16 protein-coding genes are annotated in these 16,853 nt (G+C 68.2%); 3 read left to right on the forward strand and 13 right to left on the reverse strand.

Annotation, left to right across the window (positions count from 1 at the left end; genetic code table 11):
- Positions 1-83: 83 nt before the first annotated feature.
- From HLA91_RS09545 to HLA91_RS09575, 7 genes are all read right to left on the reverse strand, one after another.
- Complete coding sequence (locus HLA91_RS09545; RefSeq protein ID WP_170274481.1) at positions 84-827, reverse strand: phosphoglyceromutase; 744 nt, start codon at positions 825-827, stop codon at positions 84-86.
- An 84-nt stretch (positions 828-911) separates the two neighbouring features.
- Positions 912-1,430, reverse strand: coding sequence for a YbjN domain-containing protein (locus tag HLA91_RS09550; protein WP_102162012.1), 519 nt, complete (start codon positions 1,428-1,430; stop codon positions 912-914).
- 42 nt (positions 1,431-1,472) lie between these two features.
- Entirely contained in the window at positions 1,473-2,711 is a 1,239-nt protein-coding gene (locus HLA91_RS09555; RefSeq protein ID WP_170274482.1) for a glycosyltransferase, read from the reverse strand.
- Positions 2,708-3,541, reverse strand: a complete 834-nt coding sequence (locus HLA91_RS09560; protein WP_170274483.1) for an alpha/beta fold hydrolase — start codon at positions 3,539-3,541, stop codon at positions 2,708-2,710. The genes HLA91_RS09555 and HLA91_RS09560 overlap by 4 nt, the downstream gene beginning before the upstream one ends.
- Positions 3,538-3,855, reverse strand: coding sequence for a DUF2516 family protein (locus HLA91_RS09565; RefSeq protein WP_102162015.1), 318 nt, complete (start codon positions 3,853-3,855; stop codon positions 3,538-3,540). The genes HLA91_RS09560 and HLA91_RS09565 overlap by 4 nt, the downstream gene beginning before the upstream one ends.
- Before the next feature lie 4 nt (positions 3,856-3,859).
- Positions 3,860-4,204: an AzlD domain-containing protein gene (locus HLA91_RS09570; protein ID WP_170274484.1), complete on the reverse strand. Its 345-nt coding sequence runs from the start codon at positions 4,202-4,204 to the stop codon at positions 3,860-3,862.
- Positions 4,201-4,899 carry an AzlC family ABC transporter permease gene (locus tag HLA91_RS09575; protein WP_170274485.1) on the reverse strand — a complete coding sequence of 233 codons (699 nt, stop codon included), beginning with the start codon at positions 4,897-4,899 and terminating at the stop codon, positions 4,201-4,203. The genes HLA91_RS09570 and HLA91_RS09575 overlap by 4 nt, the downstream gene beginning before the upstream one ends.
- A 64-nt stretch (positions 4,900-4,963) precedes the next feature.
- On the opposite strand from HLA91_RS09575, the gene HLA91_RS09580 reads away from it, so the two are divergent.
- Positions 4,964-5,515 carry a helix-turn-helix domain-containing protein gene (locus HLA91_RS09580; protein WP_170274486.1) on the forward strand — a complete coding sequence of 184 codons (552 nt, stop codon included), beginning with the start codon at positions 4,964-4,966 and terminating at the stop codon, positions 5,513-5,515.
- Positions 5,516-5,569: 54 nt separating this feature from the next.
- On the opposite strand, the gene HLA91_RS09585 is transcribed toward HLA91_RS09580, so the two are convergent.
- On the reverse strand, positions 5,570-6,721 hold the full coding sequence (locus tag HLA91_RS09585) for an FUSC family protein (RefSeq protein ID WP_102162019.1): 1,152 nt from the start codon (positions 6,719-6,721) through the stop codon (positions 5,570-5,572).
- Between the two features lie 516 nt (positions 6,722-7,237).
- Here HLA91_RS09585 and pepN point away from each other — a divergent pair.
- The gene (pepN, locus tag HLA91_RS09590; protein ID WP_170274487.1) at positions 7,238-9,892 is read left to right on the forward strand and encodes an aminopeptidase N; all 2,655 of its coding nucleotides are present in this window, start codon (positions 7,238-7,240) and stop codon (positions 9,890-9,892) included.
- A 207-nt stretch (positions 9,893-10,099) separates the two neighbouring features.
- Here pepN and HLA91_RS09595 read toward each other — a convergent pair whose 3' ends face one another.
- The gene (locus tag HLA91_RS09595) at positions 10,100-10,621 is read right to left on the reverse strand and encodes a hypothetical protein (protein WP_170274488.1); all 522 of its coding nucleotides are present in this window, start codon (positions 10,619-10,621) and stop codon (positions 10,100-10,102) included.
- A gap of 358 nt (positions 10,622-10,979) precedes the next feature.
- Positions 10,980-12,050 (reverse strand): LLM class flavin-dependent oxidoreductase, encoded by a 1,071-nt coding sequence (locus HLA91_RS09600; RefSeq protein ID WP_170274489.1) that lies wholly within the window; start codon positions 12,048-12,050, stop codon positions 10,980-10,982.
- A gap of 93 nt (positions 12,051-12,143) precedes the next feature.
- Between HLA91_RS09600 and HLA91_RS09605 the strand changes: the two genes are divergently transcribed.
- A complete protein-coding gene (locus tag HLA91_RS09605) occupies positions 12,144-13,133 on the forward strand; it encodes a bile acid:sodium symporter family protein (RefSeq protein WP_170274490.1) in 990 nt (329 codons plus the stop codon).
- Positions 13,134-13,314: 181 nt separating this feature from the next.
- Here the strand turns inward: HLA91_RS09605 and gabT are convergent, their stop codons facing one another.
- The 3 genes from gabT to HLA91_RS09620 all read right to left on the reverse strand — a co-directional run bounded on the left by gabT (position 13,315) and on the right by HLA91_RS09620 (position 16,853).
- Entirely contained in the window at positions 13,315-14,679 is a 1,365-nt protein-coding gene (gene gabT, locus HLA91_RS09610) for a 4-aminobutyrate--2-oxoglutarate transaminase (protein WP_102162026.1), read from the reverse strand.
- A gap of 117 nt (positions 14,680-14,796) precedes the next feature.
- Complete coding sequence (gene ygfZ, locus HLA91_RS09615) at positions 14,797-15,984, reverse strand: CAF17-like 4Fe-4S cluster assembly/insertion protein YgfZ (RefSeq protein WP_170274491.1); 1,188 nt, start codon at positions 15,982-15,984, stop codon at positions 14,797-14,799.
- A gap of 86 nt (positions 15,985-16,070) precedes the next feature.
- Positions 16,071-16,853, reverse strand: a complete 783-nt coding sequence (locus HLA91_RS09620; protein ID WP_170274492.1) for a hypothetical protein — start codon at positions 16,851-16,853, stop codon at positions 16,071-16,073.

A 16,853-nucleotide genomic window follows, 5' to 3' on the forward strand; every position in this document is an offset into this window, starting at 1 on the left:
ACCCGCCGGCAGCGACGCGAAGACGCCATCTCACCTGCGCGTGTGCTCGCGAGGTGAGATGGCGTCTGCGATGCTGGTGCGGTTCAGCGTCCCTGGTTGGCGACCTGGCCGATCGCCGCTTCTGCGGCTGCGGCGTCGATGTAGGTGCCGCCGGGGTTGAGCGGTGCGAAGCTCTCGTCGAGTTCGTAGTGCAGCGGGATGCCGGTCGGGATGTTGAGGCTGGGGATGTCAGCGTCGGAGATCCCGTCGAGGTGCTTGACGAGTGCGCGCAGCGAGTTGCCGTGGGCGGTGACGAGCACGGTGCGGCCGAGCTGCAGGTCCGGCACGATCGAGTCGTACCAGTACGGCAGCAGGCGCACGATGACATCGGCGAGGCATTCGGTGCGCGGGATCGCATCCCCGAGGTTGGCGTAGCGTGGGTCGCCGGCCTGGGACCATTCGGAGGAGTCGTCGAGGACTGGCGGCGGGGTGTCGAAGGAGCGGCGCCAGGTCATGAACTGCTCTTCGCCGAACTCGTCGCGGATCTCCTTCTTGTTCTTGCCCTGCAGGGCGCCGTAGTGGCGCTCGTTGAGCCGCCAGGAGCGCTTGACGTCGATCCAGGCGCGGTCGGCGTGCTCGAGGGCGATGTCAGCGGTGATGATCGCGCGCTTGAGCCGGGAGGTGTGCAGCACCTCGGGCAGCAGGTTCTTCTCTGCCAGCAGCTGGCCTGCGCGAGCGGCCTCGGTGCGGCCCTGTTCGGTCAGCGGCACGTCGACCCAGCCGGTGAAGAGGTTCTTCTGGTTCCATTCGCTCTGCCCGTGGCGCAGCAGCACAAGGTTGTACGTCATATCTCCATTGTGGCACAGCGCCACCATGCAGAACGGGGGCAGGTCAGGCGGCCCAACGGCGGGCGGCATCAGCCGCCGGCTGCCTCACACCTTGAGGTATTCGTTGTCCTCGGCCAGCAGGTGTTCGAAGGCGGCGAGGTTGCGGGTGGACTCCCCGCGGCTGACCCGCCAGGCCCATTCCTTCTTCATCGAGGTGAGGAACCCGATGACGAGGAGTTCGTTGAAGCTCTCGTCGGCAGCTGAAAGGAACTTGCCGAGGATCTCGTCGATGAGGTCGTCGTCCCAGGCGCGCGGCGGGATCGAGGCGTTGAGGTAGACGTCGCCGAGCTTGTCGGTGGCGAACGCCAAGCCTTTGAGGCGGGAGTTCTTGTGCAGCAGCCAGGCGTGGAACTCGCCGTGGTTCTCATCGGCATGCCGGATGACGAAGGCCTGCAGGTCGATGCTGCGCGGGCTGCATTTGACCGACACAGTCGTCTTGAGCTTCTTCTCCCCCGGCAGGCTGACGACCGCGTGGGTGTCGGCGAGCCGGTCGACTTCGAGCCCGGATTCCTCAGCCCAGGTCACCAGCCGGTCGGCGGCGGCAAGCGGGTCGGTCGTGCGCATCTGTCGCTCCTGCCTCAAACGGTCGAAACTGCTGTTCTCAGCCTACGCTGTGGCACCGACACCGGACAGCCCATTGAGCACAGTGTCGACACAGTGCTCCCAGGTGAACCGGGCGGCCTGACGCACGGCTGCAGCAGCCATCTGCGCCCGGGTGTCGTCATCACCAAGCAGCCTGGCGATCGCCTGCGCCCACACCTCGGGGTCGTGCGATTCGAGGAGGACGCCGGTGGCGGGTGTGACGATGTGGCGCAGCCCGCCGACGGCGGCGGCGATGACCGGCGTGCCGCAGGCGGCGGCCTCGGCGGCGGCGAAGCCGAAGGACTCGCTGCGGCTGGGCACGAGCACCGCATCGGCGGCCCGGTACCAGTCGGCCAGCCGCTCGGCCGGTTCCGGGGGCAGCACAGTGATCGCCGGTTCGGCTGTGGCCGCCTCGGCCATCGCCCCGGCGGTCTGGGTGTCGGTGCCACTGGCGGCCCCGAGCATGTACAGCCGCGCGGACGGCAGCTGATCGCGCAGCTCTTGCATCGCTGCGATCGCGACATCGGTGCCCTTGATGTGCTGCATCCGCCCAACGGCCAGCAACACGGGGTCTGTTCCGAGCCCGAGGCGGTGGCGGGCGGCGTGACGGTCGCCGGGTGTGTAGACGGTGTGGTCGATGCCGGGCACCGCGGCGATGACGCGTGCCGGTGGCGTACCGAGCAGGTCGATGATGTCGCTGCGTTCGGCAGGAGTGTTGGCGATGGCGAGGTCGGCAGCAGCCGCGATGCGCGGTTCGGCTGCCAGTCGGTCGGCCGGTTCGCGCCGGGTGCCGGTGTCGCGGTCCTTGACCGCGCCGATCGTGTGGAAGGACACGACGAACTTCGCGCCCGTACCGTGGGTCTCGCGCATCCGCAGGACGGCGGCGGCCGAGATCCAGTAGTGCGCCCAGATGACCTGGCAGTCCGCGAGCTGCGGCAGCTCGGCCAGCGCGGAGGCGATTCCATCGAGGTGTGTCAGCAGGTCCTCTTTGGTCCGGGCGGGGGTATGCAGCCGGTGGACCCGCACGCCGGGCCCGAGGTGGGAGCTGGCTGCCCAGGTGATCGGCGCCTCGGGCGCGGGGTCAGGGCGCGCAGTTGCCTCATCGACACTCAGTGCGGGGTCGGCGGTGATGATCTCGACCTGGTGACCGCGGGCTGCCAGTTCGGTGGCTGTGGCGCGGACGTAGACATTGAGCCCGCCGGCATCGCCCTGCCCGGGCTGGGCGTCGGGGGCGGTGTGCAGGCTGATGAGCGCGATGTTCACGCTGGTGGGGTGTCCTCTTCGTTGAAGAAGCCGGTGAGGATGCGGCGGACTTCTGAGCGGCCCTTCCACAGGATGGATCCGGCTGGCAGCACGATGAGCTCGGCGGTCGGGAAGGCTTCGGCGTACCGCTGGGCCATCTCGACGGGGTGGGCGGGGTCGTCTTCGTGGGTGAGAACGAGAACCTCGCCGGAGAACTCGGCAGCGGCCTCCGGATTGTCGACGGCGATCTCACCGGCGAGGCCGACGCCGTCGGACATGTCGGTGTCGAAGAGAGCGTCGACCTTCTGACGCACCCAGTCCTGGACCGGTTTCGCGGCGGTGAGGTCCTCCGGTTCAGTGGCGAGCAGCGCCTCGTACAGGCCCTCGCGGTCACCGGTCTTGAGCAGGCCGCGCATGAGGTGCAGGTGTTCGGCGTTGCGGGCGGCGATGTGGTCGGGGAAGCCGTCGAAGGACGCCGGCAGCACAAAGGCAACCTTCTCCAACTTGGTCGCTGCCGGGTGGCGGCTGGTGATGAGGCGGGCGAGGCCGCCGGCACTCATGGAGACGCCGAGGGCGCGGGTGGCCCGCGTGCGCTCGAGGGCGTCGGCCAGCTGGTCGGCGATCGTCTGATACGTCCAGGGCCGTCCCGGTGAGGGGCGGCCGCCGTGCCCGCCGAGGTTGACGAGCGCTCGCGTGCCGTCGACACCGGTGGCGAACGGGCGGGTGTCGCGGATCGCGCCGGAGAACCCGTGGCCGAACAGGGTCACAGGAGCGCCGTCGCCGAAGGTCGAGACATAGCCGGTGTCAGGACCGGGATGGTTGCGATCAGGTGCTGTCGCGGTATCGGTCATCGGCCGCGGAACCGGGGGTCGACGGAGCGCAGAGCCTTGCGCACATCAGCGAAGTACACGGCTGCAGCGACGAAGCCGAGCAGGGAGAGGAAGAACGGAAAGCGCACGCCGGCACCCAGCGGCAGGGCGAGGAATCCGACGACGGCGGCAACACCGAGCAGCACCGTCCAGAACACCTTCGACTTCTTATCCGCAGCACGGTAGACCTCGTCCTTGTAGCGCAGCGAATCGAGGAATGCGGCGATCTCGACGACGAAGGCGACGACGACGATCGCCAGGTAGAGAAGGCTCTGGATGTTGGCGAGGACCTGCATGCCCTCAGCCTAGCAAGCCAGACACCCGCAGCCCGCCGGTCACAGCCATGGCGATGATCACGGCGATGAGCATCGGCACCCGGCAGATGAGTGCCGCAACACCGGCACCCACTCCGATGAGCCGGGCCGGGTCAGCCAGCTCCTGACCGTCGAAGACCGCTGTCGTCAGAGCCACGGCGGCGATGAGGACGACGGCAGACCTGTCGAGCCAGGTGCGGGCAGGGCTCGGGGCGGTCTCATCGGGACCTGCGGTGCGGGTCATGCCGCCCAGGCGCACGCCGGTCAGGCGCAGCAGATAAGTGCCGCCGGCTAAGCCGGCGAGGCTGATGAGGAAGACGAACGGGCTCACCGGCGACCACCGCCTCGGGAGCGGAGCGCTGCCCAGATGCCGAACGGCACCAAGGCGAGCAGCCCGGAGACCGGGCCGAGGCCCAGGGGCAGCAGCGGGGTGAGAGCGAAGGCGATGGCCATGCCGAGCAGAGCGGCCGGGCCGGTGATGCGGTGTTTGAGGTCGGAGGTGATGAGGGCCAGCAGGATGACGGGGAAGGCGGCGTCGACGCCGAGGGCGTCGGCATCGACGATGCGGCCGAGCAACTGGCCGGTGGCTGCGCCGATCGGCCAGCAGATGAAGATCGCCACACCCATGATGAGGAATCCGTGCCAGCGGGCGCGTTCGGTGGACTGAGCGCGGGAGAAGGCGACGGTTTCGTCGTTGACGAGATGGGCGGCCAGCAGCGAGCGGCCGTCCTGCGGGATCCACGCGCCCACGGTGAGGCCGAAGGGCAGGTTGCGGGTGTTGACGAGCAGGCCGGCGAGCACAGCGAGCATCGGTGCTCCGCCGGCGGCGACGACGCCGACGAAGGTGAGTTCGGCCGCCCCGCCGAGGGCGAAGACGGCGAGCATGACGGTCTGCCAGACCGGGAAGCCGGCGGCCCCGGAGATCGCGCCGTAGGAGACTGCGACGGCGAAGATCGTCAGGGTGATGACCGCGATGGTGCGGTAGGCGCTGGCGGGCAGTGCGCTGCCGGCGGGTGTCGGGACCATGAGCACATGGTGCACGAGTCCTCAGCGTTCGTCAAAACGAACAGATGTCCATTACGCTGTGTGCATGACCTCGTCCCCGCTGCCCCAGATCGCTGCCGCCCTGCGCCGTGAGCGCGCCCGCCTCGGGCTGAGCCTGTCGGAGGCAGCTAAGCGCGCAGAGGTGTCGAAGTCGACGCTCTCCGGCCTGGAGTCCGGCACCGGCAATCCGAGCATCGAGACGATGTGGGCTCTGGCGACGGCCTACCAGGTGCCGCTGGCCCAGCTGCTCGATCCACCCGCTCCCGATGTGGCGGTCATCCGGCGCGGGGAGCCTCCGCAGCTGGCCTCGGGGTCGGCGGACTATGCTGCGGTGCTGCTGAGCTCGTGCCCGCCGCATGCGCGCCGGGACCTGTATCTCATCACAGCCGAGCCGGGTTCGGTCAAGCATTCCGAGCCGCATGAGGCTGGCACGGTCGAGCACGTCATCATCGGCTCCGGATCGGCCCGGGCGACGGTGGCTGACGAGACGATCGAGCTGGGCGCCGGTGACTACCTGCGCTATCCCGGCGATGCCGCCCACAGCTTCGAGGCACTCGAGCCCGGCACGCTGGCCGTGTTCGCCGTGCAGACCGGATGAGCAGACAGGGCCGGGTGAGCCAGCGGTCCAGGTGAGCACCGCCTCGGGCGCGGGTCACTCGACCGGTGGGCCCTCCGAGCTGTCGCCTTCCAGGGTCGGCAGCTGTTCGCGGGCGTGCCCGCCGGTCATACCGGCAGCCTGCAGCAGGTCGGTGGCCAGCGGGCGGAGCAGCAGCACGAGTGTTTCGTCCTGCGAGTCGCGCACGGCCTCACCCTTGGGGTCGAGCCTGCTGGCCGCCTGGGACAGATACTCCTCCGCCGGAATCCGCGAGGTGCCGCGGCGCAGCGCGACCCGCAGCCGGTTGGCACCCTCGCCGAGGTCGGCGACGATGGCGGCCATCTCCGGGCGCGGCTGGCCGAGTTTGGCCACGGCGAGGATGCGGCGGGCGATGACACGCACCAGCCGCATCGCCCGGTCGGCGTACTCGCAGGCCTTCGCCAGGCGCGTGACCTCGGCGGCGTAGCGGCGGGAGCGGGCGTTGATGCGGGCGGCCTCCTGTGAGATCCGCAGCGAGGAGCGCCAGGAGTCGATCATCGCCTGGGTGTCACGGGCACGTGAGAGAGTGCGCTCCGCAGCCTGGGCGTCAGCGCGCTTGAGCGCATCGGCGGCTTCGATGAGCAGTTCGGAGATCTCCTGCAGCAGCGCCGAGGCGCGATCGCGCGGAGCCTTGCGCGCATCATGGGGCACGATGAGGGCCATGATGATCGACACGGTCGCACCGACGAGGGCATCGATGGTGCGGTCGAAGGGCTGGGCTGCCACCGCCGGGGGCACGGTGACGACATAGACGGACTGCACCCCGATCTGGGTGATGAAGATGCCCCCGGAGTTGATCATCGTGCCGATGAGCAGGCCGATGAACAGCACGATCATGAGCTGGATGATCCCCTGGCCGAACAGCTGGACCATCACCTCGCCGGTGAGCACCCCGAGCGTGGCACCGAGCCCGATCTCCATCGCCCGGCGCAACCGGCGATCGGCCATGACACCGGTGCCCACGGCTGCGGCGACGGCAGCGAGGAAGGGGTATTCGTGGCCGAGGACGAGGTAGCAGAACGCGTAGGCGGCTGTCGCGCCGATCGTGACCTGCAGCAGCTGGGAGATGTTCGTCCGGATCCGGCGCGCGCCGATCCGCGAGCGGTTCTCCGCGACGCTGCCGAGGTGGCGGGGCCAGTTCGACGGGCGGGCCCACGACTGCTGCTGCATCAACTCTCCTCCTGCCTTTCGACCCTGGCGAATGCGGCCATCAGCCAGCCGACCAGCGTCAGTCGCCTTGCTGCACATCCTGAGTCTACTCGGATGAGCAGGGCCGGGAGCACGGACTGAGTGTCCTGGCTAAGGGCGGCGGGCGGTGAAGAGGACTGCGATCCTGCGCATCAGCGGACTCGCCGGGCTGCGTTCGCAGCGACCGCACATCACCTGGTCAGAGCTCTAGGAGACCGGTTATCGAGGACCGCTGCGGCAGATCCGGTCGGTGGGACTGGGCGGAGTTCTGCGCGCAGGCGATGCAGTGCCCGTTCGAGGTGCCCCACGGCTGGCCGGCATCGCCTCCGCAGGCTTGGGCAGGCCACGTTGACAGACAGGCCGATGATCTCGGCGGCCTCACCAGCGGTCCCCGCATCCGATGCGACGGTTCCCCTCCGCTGTGCTGCGAATCCCAGTTCTCACCTGCCCGGCACGGTCGGTTATGTGACATGCTGGGACTCGGCGACAGGAGGACAGATGACCACGAATCTCACGCGCGCGCAGGCGCGCTCCCGTTCGGAGCTACTCAGTGTCGAGCTCTACACCGTCGACCTCGATCTCAGTGCGGCCACAGATCCTGATGCGGAGACGTTCGCCTCGACGACGATCGTCGATCTCGATGCTGTGCGCGACGGTGAGACCTTCATCGACCTCATCGCCGACTCGGTCTCATCGGTCACGATCAACAATGAGCCGCTCAATCCGCGTGCGGCCTTCGACGGCGCCCGCGTCCACTTCCCTGTCACCGCCGGGGCGAACCGGCTGGAGATCACCGCCGCCTGCCTGTACTCGCGTTCCGGTGAGGGCCTGCACCGGTATATCGACCCGGCCGATGACAAGGTCTATCTCTACACCCAGTACGAGCCCACTGACGCCCGGCGGGTGTTCGCGAACTTCGACCAGCCCGACCTCAAGGCCCGGTTCCAGTTCACCGTCACCGCGCCGAAGGACTTCTCCGTCCTCAGCAACTCCCCGGTTGCCAGCGTCTCGGCACCGGCGCAGGGTCTGCTGCGCCACGAGTTCGGTGTCACCGGCGTGCAGTCCTCCTACATCACCTGTGTGACCGCTGGCCACTACGCCTCGGCGACGGACACCTACACGCATCCGAAGACCGGGCAGACGATCGAACTCGGCATCCACACCCGTGCCTCACTGGCCGAGCACATGGATGCCGCGTCGATCTTCACCGTCACCAAGCAGGGCCTGGACTTCTTCCACGAGCACTTCGACTACCCCTACCCGTGGGGCAAGTACGACCAGATCTTCGTGCCTGAGTACAACCTCGGCGCGATGGAGAACCCTGGCCTGGTGACCTTCACCGACTCCCTCATCTTCCGCGACAAGGTCACCCGCGCCTCCTATGAGGCGCGCGCCAACGTCATCCTGCACGAGATGGCGCACATGTGGTTCGGCGACCTCGTCACGATGGCGTGGTGGGATGACCTGTGGCTCAAAGAGTCGTTTGCCGACTACATGGGCGGGCTCGCCCTAGCCGAGGCGACCGAGTTCGATGACGGCTGGGTGACCTTCGCCCTGCAGCGCAAGGGCTGGGCGTACCGGCAGGACCAGTACCCGACGACGCATCCGATCGTCGCCGACATCCCCGATGTCGAGGCCGCCAAGCTCAACTTCGACGGCATCACCTACGCCAAGGGCGCCTCGGTGCTCAAGCAGCTCGTCGCCTACGTCGGCCAGGACGCCTTCATGGCCGGCACCCGCCAGTACTTCCGCGCCCACGAGTTCGGCACCGCCACCCTCACCGACTTCCTCGCAGCCCTCGAAGCCGCCGCCCCGGACCGCGATCTGGCCGCCTGGGCCGACGCGTGGCTGAAGACGACCGGGGTCTCCGAGCTCAGCTTGGAGATCGACACGGATGACGAGGGCACGATCACCGCCGCCGAGGTGGTGCAGCGCAATTCCGGGACCGGCACCTCGGGTGCGGCAGACGCCGGCGCCGAGGTAGTGCGCCCGCACCGGCTGCAGCTCGCCGGGTTCACACGGAAGGGCAAGGTGCTGGAGCTGACGCAGACGTGGGAGATCGACTTCGGAGATGCCCGCACCGAGGTGCCCGGGCTCGTCGGCACGAAGCGCCCGGATCTGCTGCTGCTGAATTACGGTGACGACGATTTCGTCAAGGTCCGCCTCGATGAGGCCTCGAGGCAGACGGCGCTCAAGCATGTGTCCCGGTTCGCCGATCCGATGGACCGGGCGCTGGTGTGGTCGGCGCTGACGAATGCGATGCGCGACGGGCTACTGCCGGTCACCGACTTCCTCACCGCCTACAGCCGGTCGCTTAGCCGCGAGACCCATGCCGGGATCTCGGCTGCGCTCATGCGCACGATGCTCACCGCGCTCGATGAGTGGCTGCCCGAGCGCTTCGTCGACCCGGCCCTCGACGGGCTGCTCGGTGTCAGCTTCGATGCGCTGGCGGCTTCGAAGCCGGGTTCGGATGAGCAGCTGGCGCTGGCCCGCACGCTGCTCTCCCTCGTGCTGCGCAGTGCGAAGGTCCGCACGTCGACCCCGCCGGTGCGTGCGGGCCGGGAGCTGGCCCAGGCGATGCTCGCCATTGAGGCCGGTTCCGATATGCGCCCGGACTTCCCGGGCCTGACGATCGACCATGCGCTGCGCTGGCATGCGCTCACCGCGCTGGCGACCCTCGGCTGGGCCGATGTGCCGGATATCGACGCGGCGCTGGCGGCCGATCAGACCGGTTCGGGCCGGCTGCACGCCCTGACCGCCGAGGCCGCCCGGCCGCTGCCGATCGCCAAGCAGCGGGCGTTCACCGCAGCGACGAGTGATGAGTCGCTGAGCAATGACGTCATCTCTGCGCGCATCGCCGGGTTCACGGTGTCCTCCGGCCTGCCGATCACCGAGCCGTTCGTCGAGGAGTACTTCCGGCTGCTCGCAGGCTTCTGGGATCGGTCGATCGAGATCGCCCGCCGGCTCGTCAAAGAGCTCTACCCCAGCTGGTCGATCCGCCCGGATGAGGTGCTGCAGATGACCGATGACTGGCTGGAGTCGAACCCGGATGCCCCGGCCGCCCAGCGGCGCCTGCTCATCGAACGCCGCGATGACCTCGCCCGTTCGATCCGGCTCCGGGCCGCCGATGAGGACACCGCTGGCAAGCACTGAACGATCGCCAGCAGACCTCCCGCTGGGAGCCGGTGGTGACAGCCGTGTTCATTCGGCCAGATGACCCGCGGTGCCGGTTCGCTGGAGTGCGGCTCAGGCGCGACGACAGGAAGGCAGTCGAACCAGGCGACAGAACCACAGCGTAGAGAAACCCCACCGACCCCTGTCTGCGAATCGGGAGCGATGGGGTTGCTCGACGGCATCGGCTCATATTCTCGGGAAGCGGCGCTTCTCGTCGAACGGCTTGACTTCGAACATGTCGATCCCGCGATCTTTCAGCCCCTGAAGTACGCGTTCGCTGACGATCCACGCATAGCTGTGGGCTCGCTCGCGCCAGGCGTATGAGCTGATCTCGCTCGTACCCTCGGTGTTCTCAGCGAATCCGACGTAGCCCTCGACTCGCCCTTCGTTCACGCTGAAGAGGTCAACATCGAACGTTGAGCACCCTGTCACACCGAGGTCGGCCACTGCGTCGGCGAAGCGCTGGGACACAAGCGTCGGAGGACCACCCCAGAGAATATCGCCGCGGCGCTTGCCGCGACTGTCGGTACTGCGTTCGAACCACACAGGAAACGGGATCTCATCGAGTTTCCCGTCAGCCACGACATCGAACACCTCTCGTCCGTCCTCAAGCGTGGGAGAGCCCAGATCCGGACGGCCCTCCCAGGTCGTGTGAATCCAGAAGTCCCGCTGAGAACTCAGCGGCAAGATTTTGTACCACGCGGTCACCATGCACTCCTTCCGTCAACACTGATAGTACGTGTCGGAAGCGTTGTGCGTTTCTGCGCGCGGATCTGGAGACGCAGCCCGGCCACGGCTCCTGGAACAAACCGAACCGGGTCTGCGATCACGGATCGGCACCCGTGTGGCTGAGGTGCTGAGTGCGTTCCTCGCCTTCACAGGGGCGTGGCTTACTCCCGTGTGTGCGAGCTTCAAGCAGGCTCACGCAGCAGTCTGGCCGAGCCGCGTCCTGCTTCCGAAGCTCACGTTGAGAAGGCTGGCCGCCGAGTCTCCGTGTGTTGCCAGCGCCGAAACCGCAGAGCACCTGCGCACGGATGGAAGCGCCGGTGCGGTGTACGCATCTGCCTCAGTCGGCGAGCGCCTCGGCGACGAGCTCGAGGGTGCGCACACGCGCCGGTGCCGCATCGAGCGGATCGGACTCGTAGGAGCCGGCGACCGGCTGGAGCATGATCTCGTCGACGCCGAACCGCTCGGCATCGGCCCGCAGCTTGGCTGCTACCTGATCCGGAGTGCCGATCGCCCACGGGGCGGTCATCTGCTCCGCCAGCGCGCGGTGGCCATCGGTCATGAGCTCATCGACGCGCGCGCCGACGGTCGGCAGCGGGCGCATCGGGTCGCCGACGCGCAGATTCGCCATCGTGTACTGGTAGGGGCCGGCGAGCTTCCACGCCTCTTCTTCGGTCTCAGCGGCGATCGTGTTGACGGTGACGAAGGTCTTCGGCGTGCTGCCGTACTCGGTGGCGGTGAACTCGCTGCGGTAGAGCCCCAGCGCCGTCTCGGTGCCGCGGCCGGCGAAGTGGTGGGCGAAGACGTAGGGCAGTCCGAGGGCGGCAGCGAGCTGAGCGGAGTACCCGCTCGAACCCAGCAGCCACACCTGGGGTGCGGCATCGAGATGCGGAGTCGGTGAGAGCCGGTGCACCCTGTCGCCGAACATCGGGATCTCCGCACCACCGGGGCTGAAGAGGCTGAGGATGTCGACGATGTGCTGCGGGAACTGCTCGACCGGGTCGAGGGTGTTGCCGGCGCGGTCGACCATGCGGCCCTCGCCGAGGTGACCGCGCATCGCCGCTGAGGTGATCGGGTCGGTGCCCGGTGCACGGCCGATGCCCAGGTCGATGCGGTCGCCGTAGGCGGCGGTCAGCAGGGCGAACTGCTCGGCAACGGCCAGCGGTGCGTGGTTGGGCAGCATGACGCCGCCGGAGCCCAGCCGGATCTGTTCGGTGTCCTGGCCGAGGTACATCAGCTCGGTGGCCGGGGCTGTCGAGGCGACTGAGGGCATGTTGTGGTGCTCGGCCACCCAGTAGCGGGTGAAGCCGAGACGGTCGGCGGTGTCGACGAGCTGTTTGGAGGCGCGCAGGGCCTGACCGGTCGTCTGGCCATCGCGCACAGAGATGAGATCGAGAACGGAGAGCTTCATATCCGAACGAACAGTGTGCGCAGGCCGAACATTCCCGCTCACAGTGCGGACAGCAATGGCCTGATTGTGAGACACATGGCACCCTCGGGGACTATGACGAAACCGCCCGAATCCACCGCCGCAGACTCTGCGGCCGTGCAGCCGCCGATCGCCCGCGACCCGCGACAGGAGCGCAATGCCCGCATCGCGGTGACGGTCTTCCCGCTGCTCGTCCTCGGCGGCGGCATCATCGGCTTCCTCGCCCCCGGTGCCTTCACCCCGATGGCTGCGGCGGTGCCGTGGCTGCTCGGCGTCGTCATGTTCTTCATGGGCCTGACGCTGACGCTGCCGGACTTCACCCGCATCGCCAAACGGCCATGGGTCGTGGCGATCGGCCTGGGCGCCCAGTACGTCATCATGCCACTGGCCGGCTGGCTGGTGGCCACCGCGCTCGGCCTGCCGCCGGAACTGGCCGTCGGCGTCATCCTCGTCGGCTGTGCACCCGGCGGCACTGCCTCGAATGTCGTGACCTACCTCGGCCGCGGCGATGTCGCCCTGTCGGTGACGATCACCACCTGTTCGACGCTGCTCGCCCCGCTGCTGACACCGATCCTGACGCTGTGGCTGGCCGGGCAGTTCATGGAGGTCAGCGCTGCCGCGATGATGATGTCGATCGTCAAGACCGTCTTCGTCCCGGTCGTCGCCGGTGTCCTCATCCGCGCCTTGGCCGGACGTCTGGTCGATGCGATCATGCCGGCGCTACCGTGGCTGTCGACCCTGGCGATCACACTCATTGTCGCGATCGTCGTCGCCGGCTCCGCCGGCGCCCTCGTCTCAGCCGGCGTGCTCGTCATCGTCGCGGTCATCCTGCACAACTGCGTCGGCCTCAGCATGGGGTATGCCGTCGGCCGACTCACCGGCCTGAGCGCACCGGAGCGCCGCGCACTGACCTTCGAGGTCGGCCTGCAGAACTCCGGTCTGGCAGCGACCCTGGCCACAACCTACTTCTCACCGCTTGCCGCCCTGCCGGGCGCAGTGTTCTCGGTGTGGCACAACGTCTCCGGTGCCGTCATGGCGGCATTCTTCGCCCGCCGCGCCGACTGAAGGCCGAAACGCGATACCGTCTGAGCACCGGCCTCAATACCACCGGCCTCAAGCGCACTGACCTCCTCGAGCATGGGCACCCGGTGCGCGCCTGCGCACGGGCAGGACACCGTGCGAAGGCGGCCGCCGGGATTCCCCCAAGCGGCCGCCTTGTCAATGCCTCAGCTCAGCTGAGCTCAGCTCACTTGGCTGCCTCGTCGAAGGCGGCTTCGAGCACATCGAAGGCATCAGCGAGCAGCTCATCGGAGATCGACAGCGGCGGCAGGAAGCGCAGCACGTTGCCGAAAGTTCCGGTGACGAGGACGAGCACGCCGTTCTTCGCGGCGTAGTCGGCCACGGCCTTCGCGAGCTCCGGCTTCGGCTCGGAGGTCTCGGCGTCGACGAGCTCAACGGCCTGCATGGCACCGCGGCCGCGGATGTCACCGATCTCCGGGTGGGCCGACTGGATCTTCGTCATCCGGTCGACGATCGTCTCACCGATCGCAGACGCGCGCTCGACGAGGCCGTCGTTCTCGTAGGCCTCGATCGCACCGAGGGCTGCGGCCACGGCGGTCGGGTTGCCGCCGTAGGTGCCGCCGAGCCCACCGGCGCCCACAGCGTCCATGATCTCCGCACGGCCGGTGACAGCCGAGAGCGGCAGGCCGCCGGCGATGCCCTTGGCGGTGGTGACGAGGTCGGGCTCGATGCCCTCCCATTCGCTGGCGAACATCTTGCCGGTCCGGCCGAAGCCGGCCTGGACCTCATCCGAGATGAAGACGATGCCGTTCTTATTGGCGTATTCGACCAGTGCCGGCAGGAAGCCCTCGGCCGGGACGATGAAGCCGCCCTCGCCCTGGATCGGCTCGATGAGGATCGCGGCGACGTTCTCGGCGCCGATCTGCTTGTCGATCATCGTCATGACGCGCTTGGCCGCGTCCTCACCGGAGACCTTGGTGCCGTAGGTGAGGTTGTCGCGGTACGGGTACGACATCGGTGCGCGGTAGACCTCGCCGGCCAGCGGGCCGAAGCCTGCCTTGTACGGGTGGGCCTTGGCGGTCAGTGCCATCGTGAGGTTGGTGCGGCCGTGGTAGGCGTGGTCGAAGGCGACGACGGCGTTGCGCTTAGTGTGGGCGCGGGCGATCTTGATCGCGTTCTCCACCGCCTCGGCACCGGAGTTGAACAGCGCCGAGCGCTTCTCGAAGCTGCCTGGGGTCAGGCGGTTGAGCGCCTCGGCGACCTCGACGTAACCCTCATACGGGTTGACCATGAAGCAGGTGTGGGTGAAGGCGCCGAGCTGCTCGGTGGCGCGCTCGACGACACGCTCATTGGAGTTGCCGACGGTGGTCACGGCGATGCCGGAGCCGAGGTCGATGATCTGGTTGCCGTCGATGTCCTTGAGGATGCCACCACCGGCGGCGACGATGTAGGCCGGGAGGCTGACGCCGACGCCGCCTGCCACAGAGGCCTTGCGACGCGACTCGAGCTCCTGGGACTTCGGCCCGGGGATCTCAGTGACAAGTTTGCGTTCCTGCGGCAGTCCAGCGCCGCCCTTTTCCAAAGTGGTCATATCCGCATCGTAGACCCCGCACGCCCGTCGGGGCACGTCAGGTACCAGCACGCGAAACGCCGCCTCTCGTCTGGCTCCCGCACCCGAGGTGCCGGTCACGTTTCCGTGCCCGAGGTGTCAGCGGGCTCCGGGCAGCCGGCGCGGGTCGATGGCCGGGTTGCGTGGGATCCTGGGCGGGGCCTCGCGGGTGCGGGTGGGGGTGACGATGACCTCGGCGTTGGCGGCGATCCGCTCCTCGGCCTCCTTTCCTGACCCGTCTGCTTCGGTGACGCTGGTGGCGACCATCAGCTCGGCATCGACAGGCAGGCTGCGCTTGATGAGGGCCAGGGCGATCGGCCCGAGCTCCCAGTGCACCGCCGCCGAGGTGACAGCGCCGACGGCCCGCTGGGCGCCGCGGACTTCCGCGTAGATCGGCGAGCCGGGCTCAGGCAGGGTATGGGCGGACCCGTCGAGGTGGAGGAAGACCAGCCGGCGCGGGGGCTGGCCGAGGTTGTGGACGCGGGCGACGGCCTCCTGACCGCGGTAGCAGCCTTTGGCGAGGTGAACGGCCGAGCGCAGCACATCGAGTTCGCCGACGAGGGCCTTGTGGTCGGCATCGGCTGGGCCGGGCCGCCAGGCTTCGATGCGCAGCGCTTCGAAGGCATCCCGGCCGACGACCTCGACGCCGTCGGCTGCCGGATCCCAGTCGAGCAGCTCCCCCACCGGCACGACGGCGATGCGCATATCGACGAGGTGGCCCGGATGTCCGGGGCTCGGCGTCGCCTGCTGGGCGGAGACGTCAAGCTCGGCGTCGACCGCGGCGTAGGTAGCCGAGCCTGCGCCGATGTTCGGCCACGGGTCGTCGAAGACGAAGGCGGCCGGCAGGGAGGCCGGCGGCTCGCCGATGACACCGAGGCACTGGAAGTCGCTGCTGCGGTCGGTGAGTTCGATGCGCATCATGAACTTCATCGATTCGAGGAACGCGATCGCCTCAGCCGGGTCGGTCTCGCTTAAGAGCCACAGGGTCTCGCCGTCTTCGTAGAGCTTGAGCCAGTGCTCGATGTGCCCGGTCGGTGAGAGCACGAGCGTCTCGCTCGACTGCCCGGCAGTCAGGGTGTCGATCTTCTGGGTGGTGAGCGTGTTGAGCCAGTTGAGCCGGTCGGGGCCGGTGAGAGAGAGGACGCTGACAGACGACAGGTCGGCCACAGCCTTGCCGTCGGCCAGGCGGCGCTGTTCGCGCAGCGGGCTGCCGAGGTGGGCGACCTCGTTCTCCCGGTGCCCGGTTCCGAACACGGCGGCTGAACGGTTGAAGCGCAGGGCGTTCACGGCATTCTCCTCTTCACTGGCATCGGTCCTTCCGGCTCCACCGTACGCGACTGCGGTGGGCGCGGCACTCAGTCGTGAGGTGTTCGTCAGCCGCCGCGGCCGATGGGTGTGCGGACCTTCTTGAGCTGCTCTTCGAGCTCCCGGAACATGCTGTCGAGATCGATCTTGCCGATCGCATCGCCGATCCCCTCGATTGCCCCGGACAGCAGCCGGTAGAGGTCGCTGTCGGCCAGCTTGCGCATGACATTGAGCAACGGGCGCAGCTCGTCAGCAGCCTCGGTGAGCGTGGTGTCGAGTTCGTCGATGGCGTCACGGACCGGCGGCAGGAGGCCTGCGGTGTCGATGTCGTGGATCTTCTGCTGCGCCGCGTCGAAGGCCTCGATCGCGGCCGGGGCGTCGCGAATGACGTCGGTGGCCTTGTCGATGGCCTGGCCGGCATCGTCGATGGTGTCGAACCAGGTGCCGGAGTCCGGCAGCGGCCGCAGCTTCTGGGCCCGGAAGTCGACGACCTCAGCGGCGGTTGAGAGCACCGGGCCGGCATCGCTGAGCAGCGTGTGCATCTCGTCGGTGACGGTGCGCACCGCGGCGACGTTGTCGCCGAGCTTCGGGGTCTGCGACAGTCCTGTCAGCGTCCACGTGTCGAGCCCATGCTGGGCGGATTCGAGTTCGTCGATCGCACTCTGCAGGTGTCTCGGGGCTGCCTCGGGTTCGTCGTAGAGCGCGGCGACGTACTTGTCGGCGGCATCCGAGGCGTCCTGCAGGTCCTGGGCGACGGCGCTGATGCGCACATAGGCGAATGCTGCCAGCGCCGCGACGGCGAGCAGGATGACGATGAGGGTGAGGCTGATGCCCAGCGTGCGGCGACGCAC

This window comes from Brevibacterium luteolum (genome assembly GCF_013004595.1).
GTDB lineage: Bacteria > Actinomycetota > Actinomycetes > Actinomycetales > Brevibacteriaceae > Brevibacterium > Brevibacterium luteolum.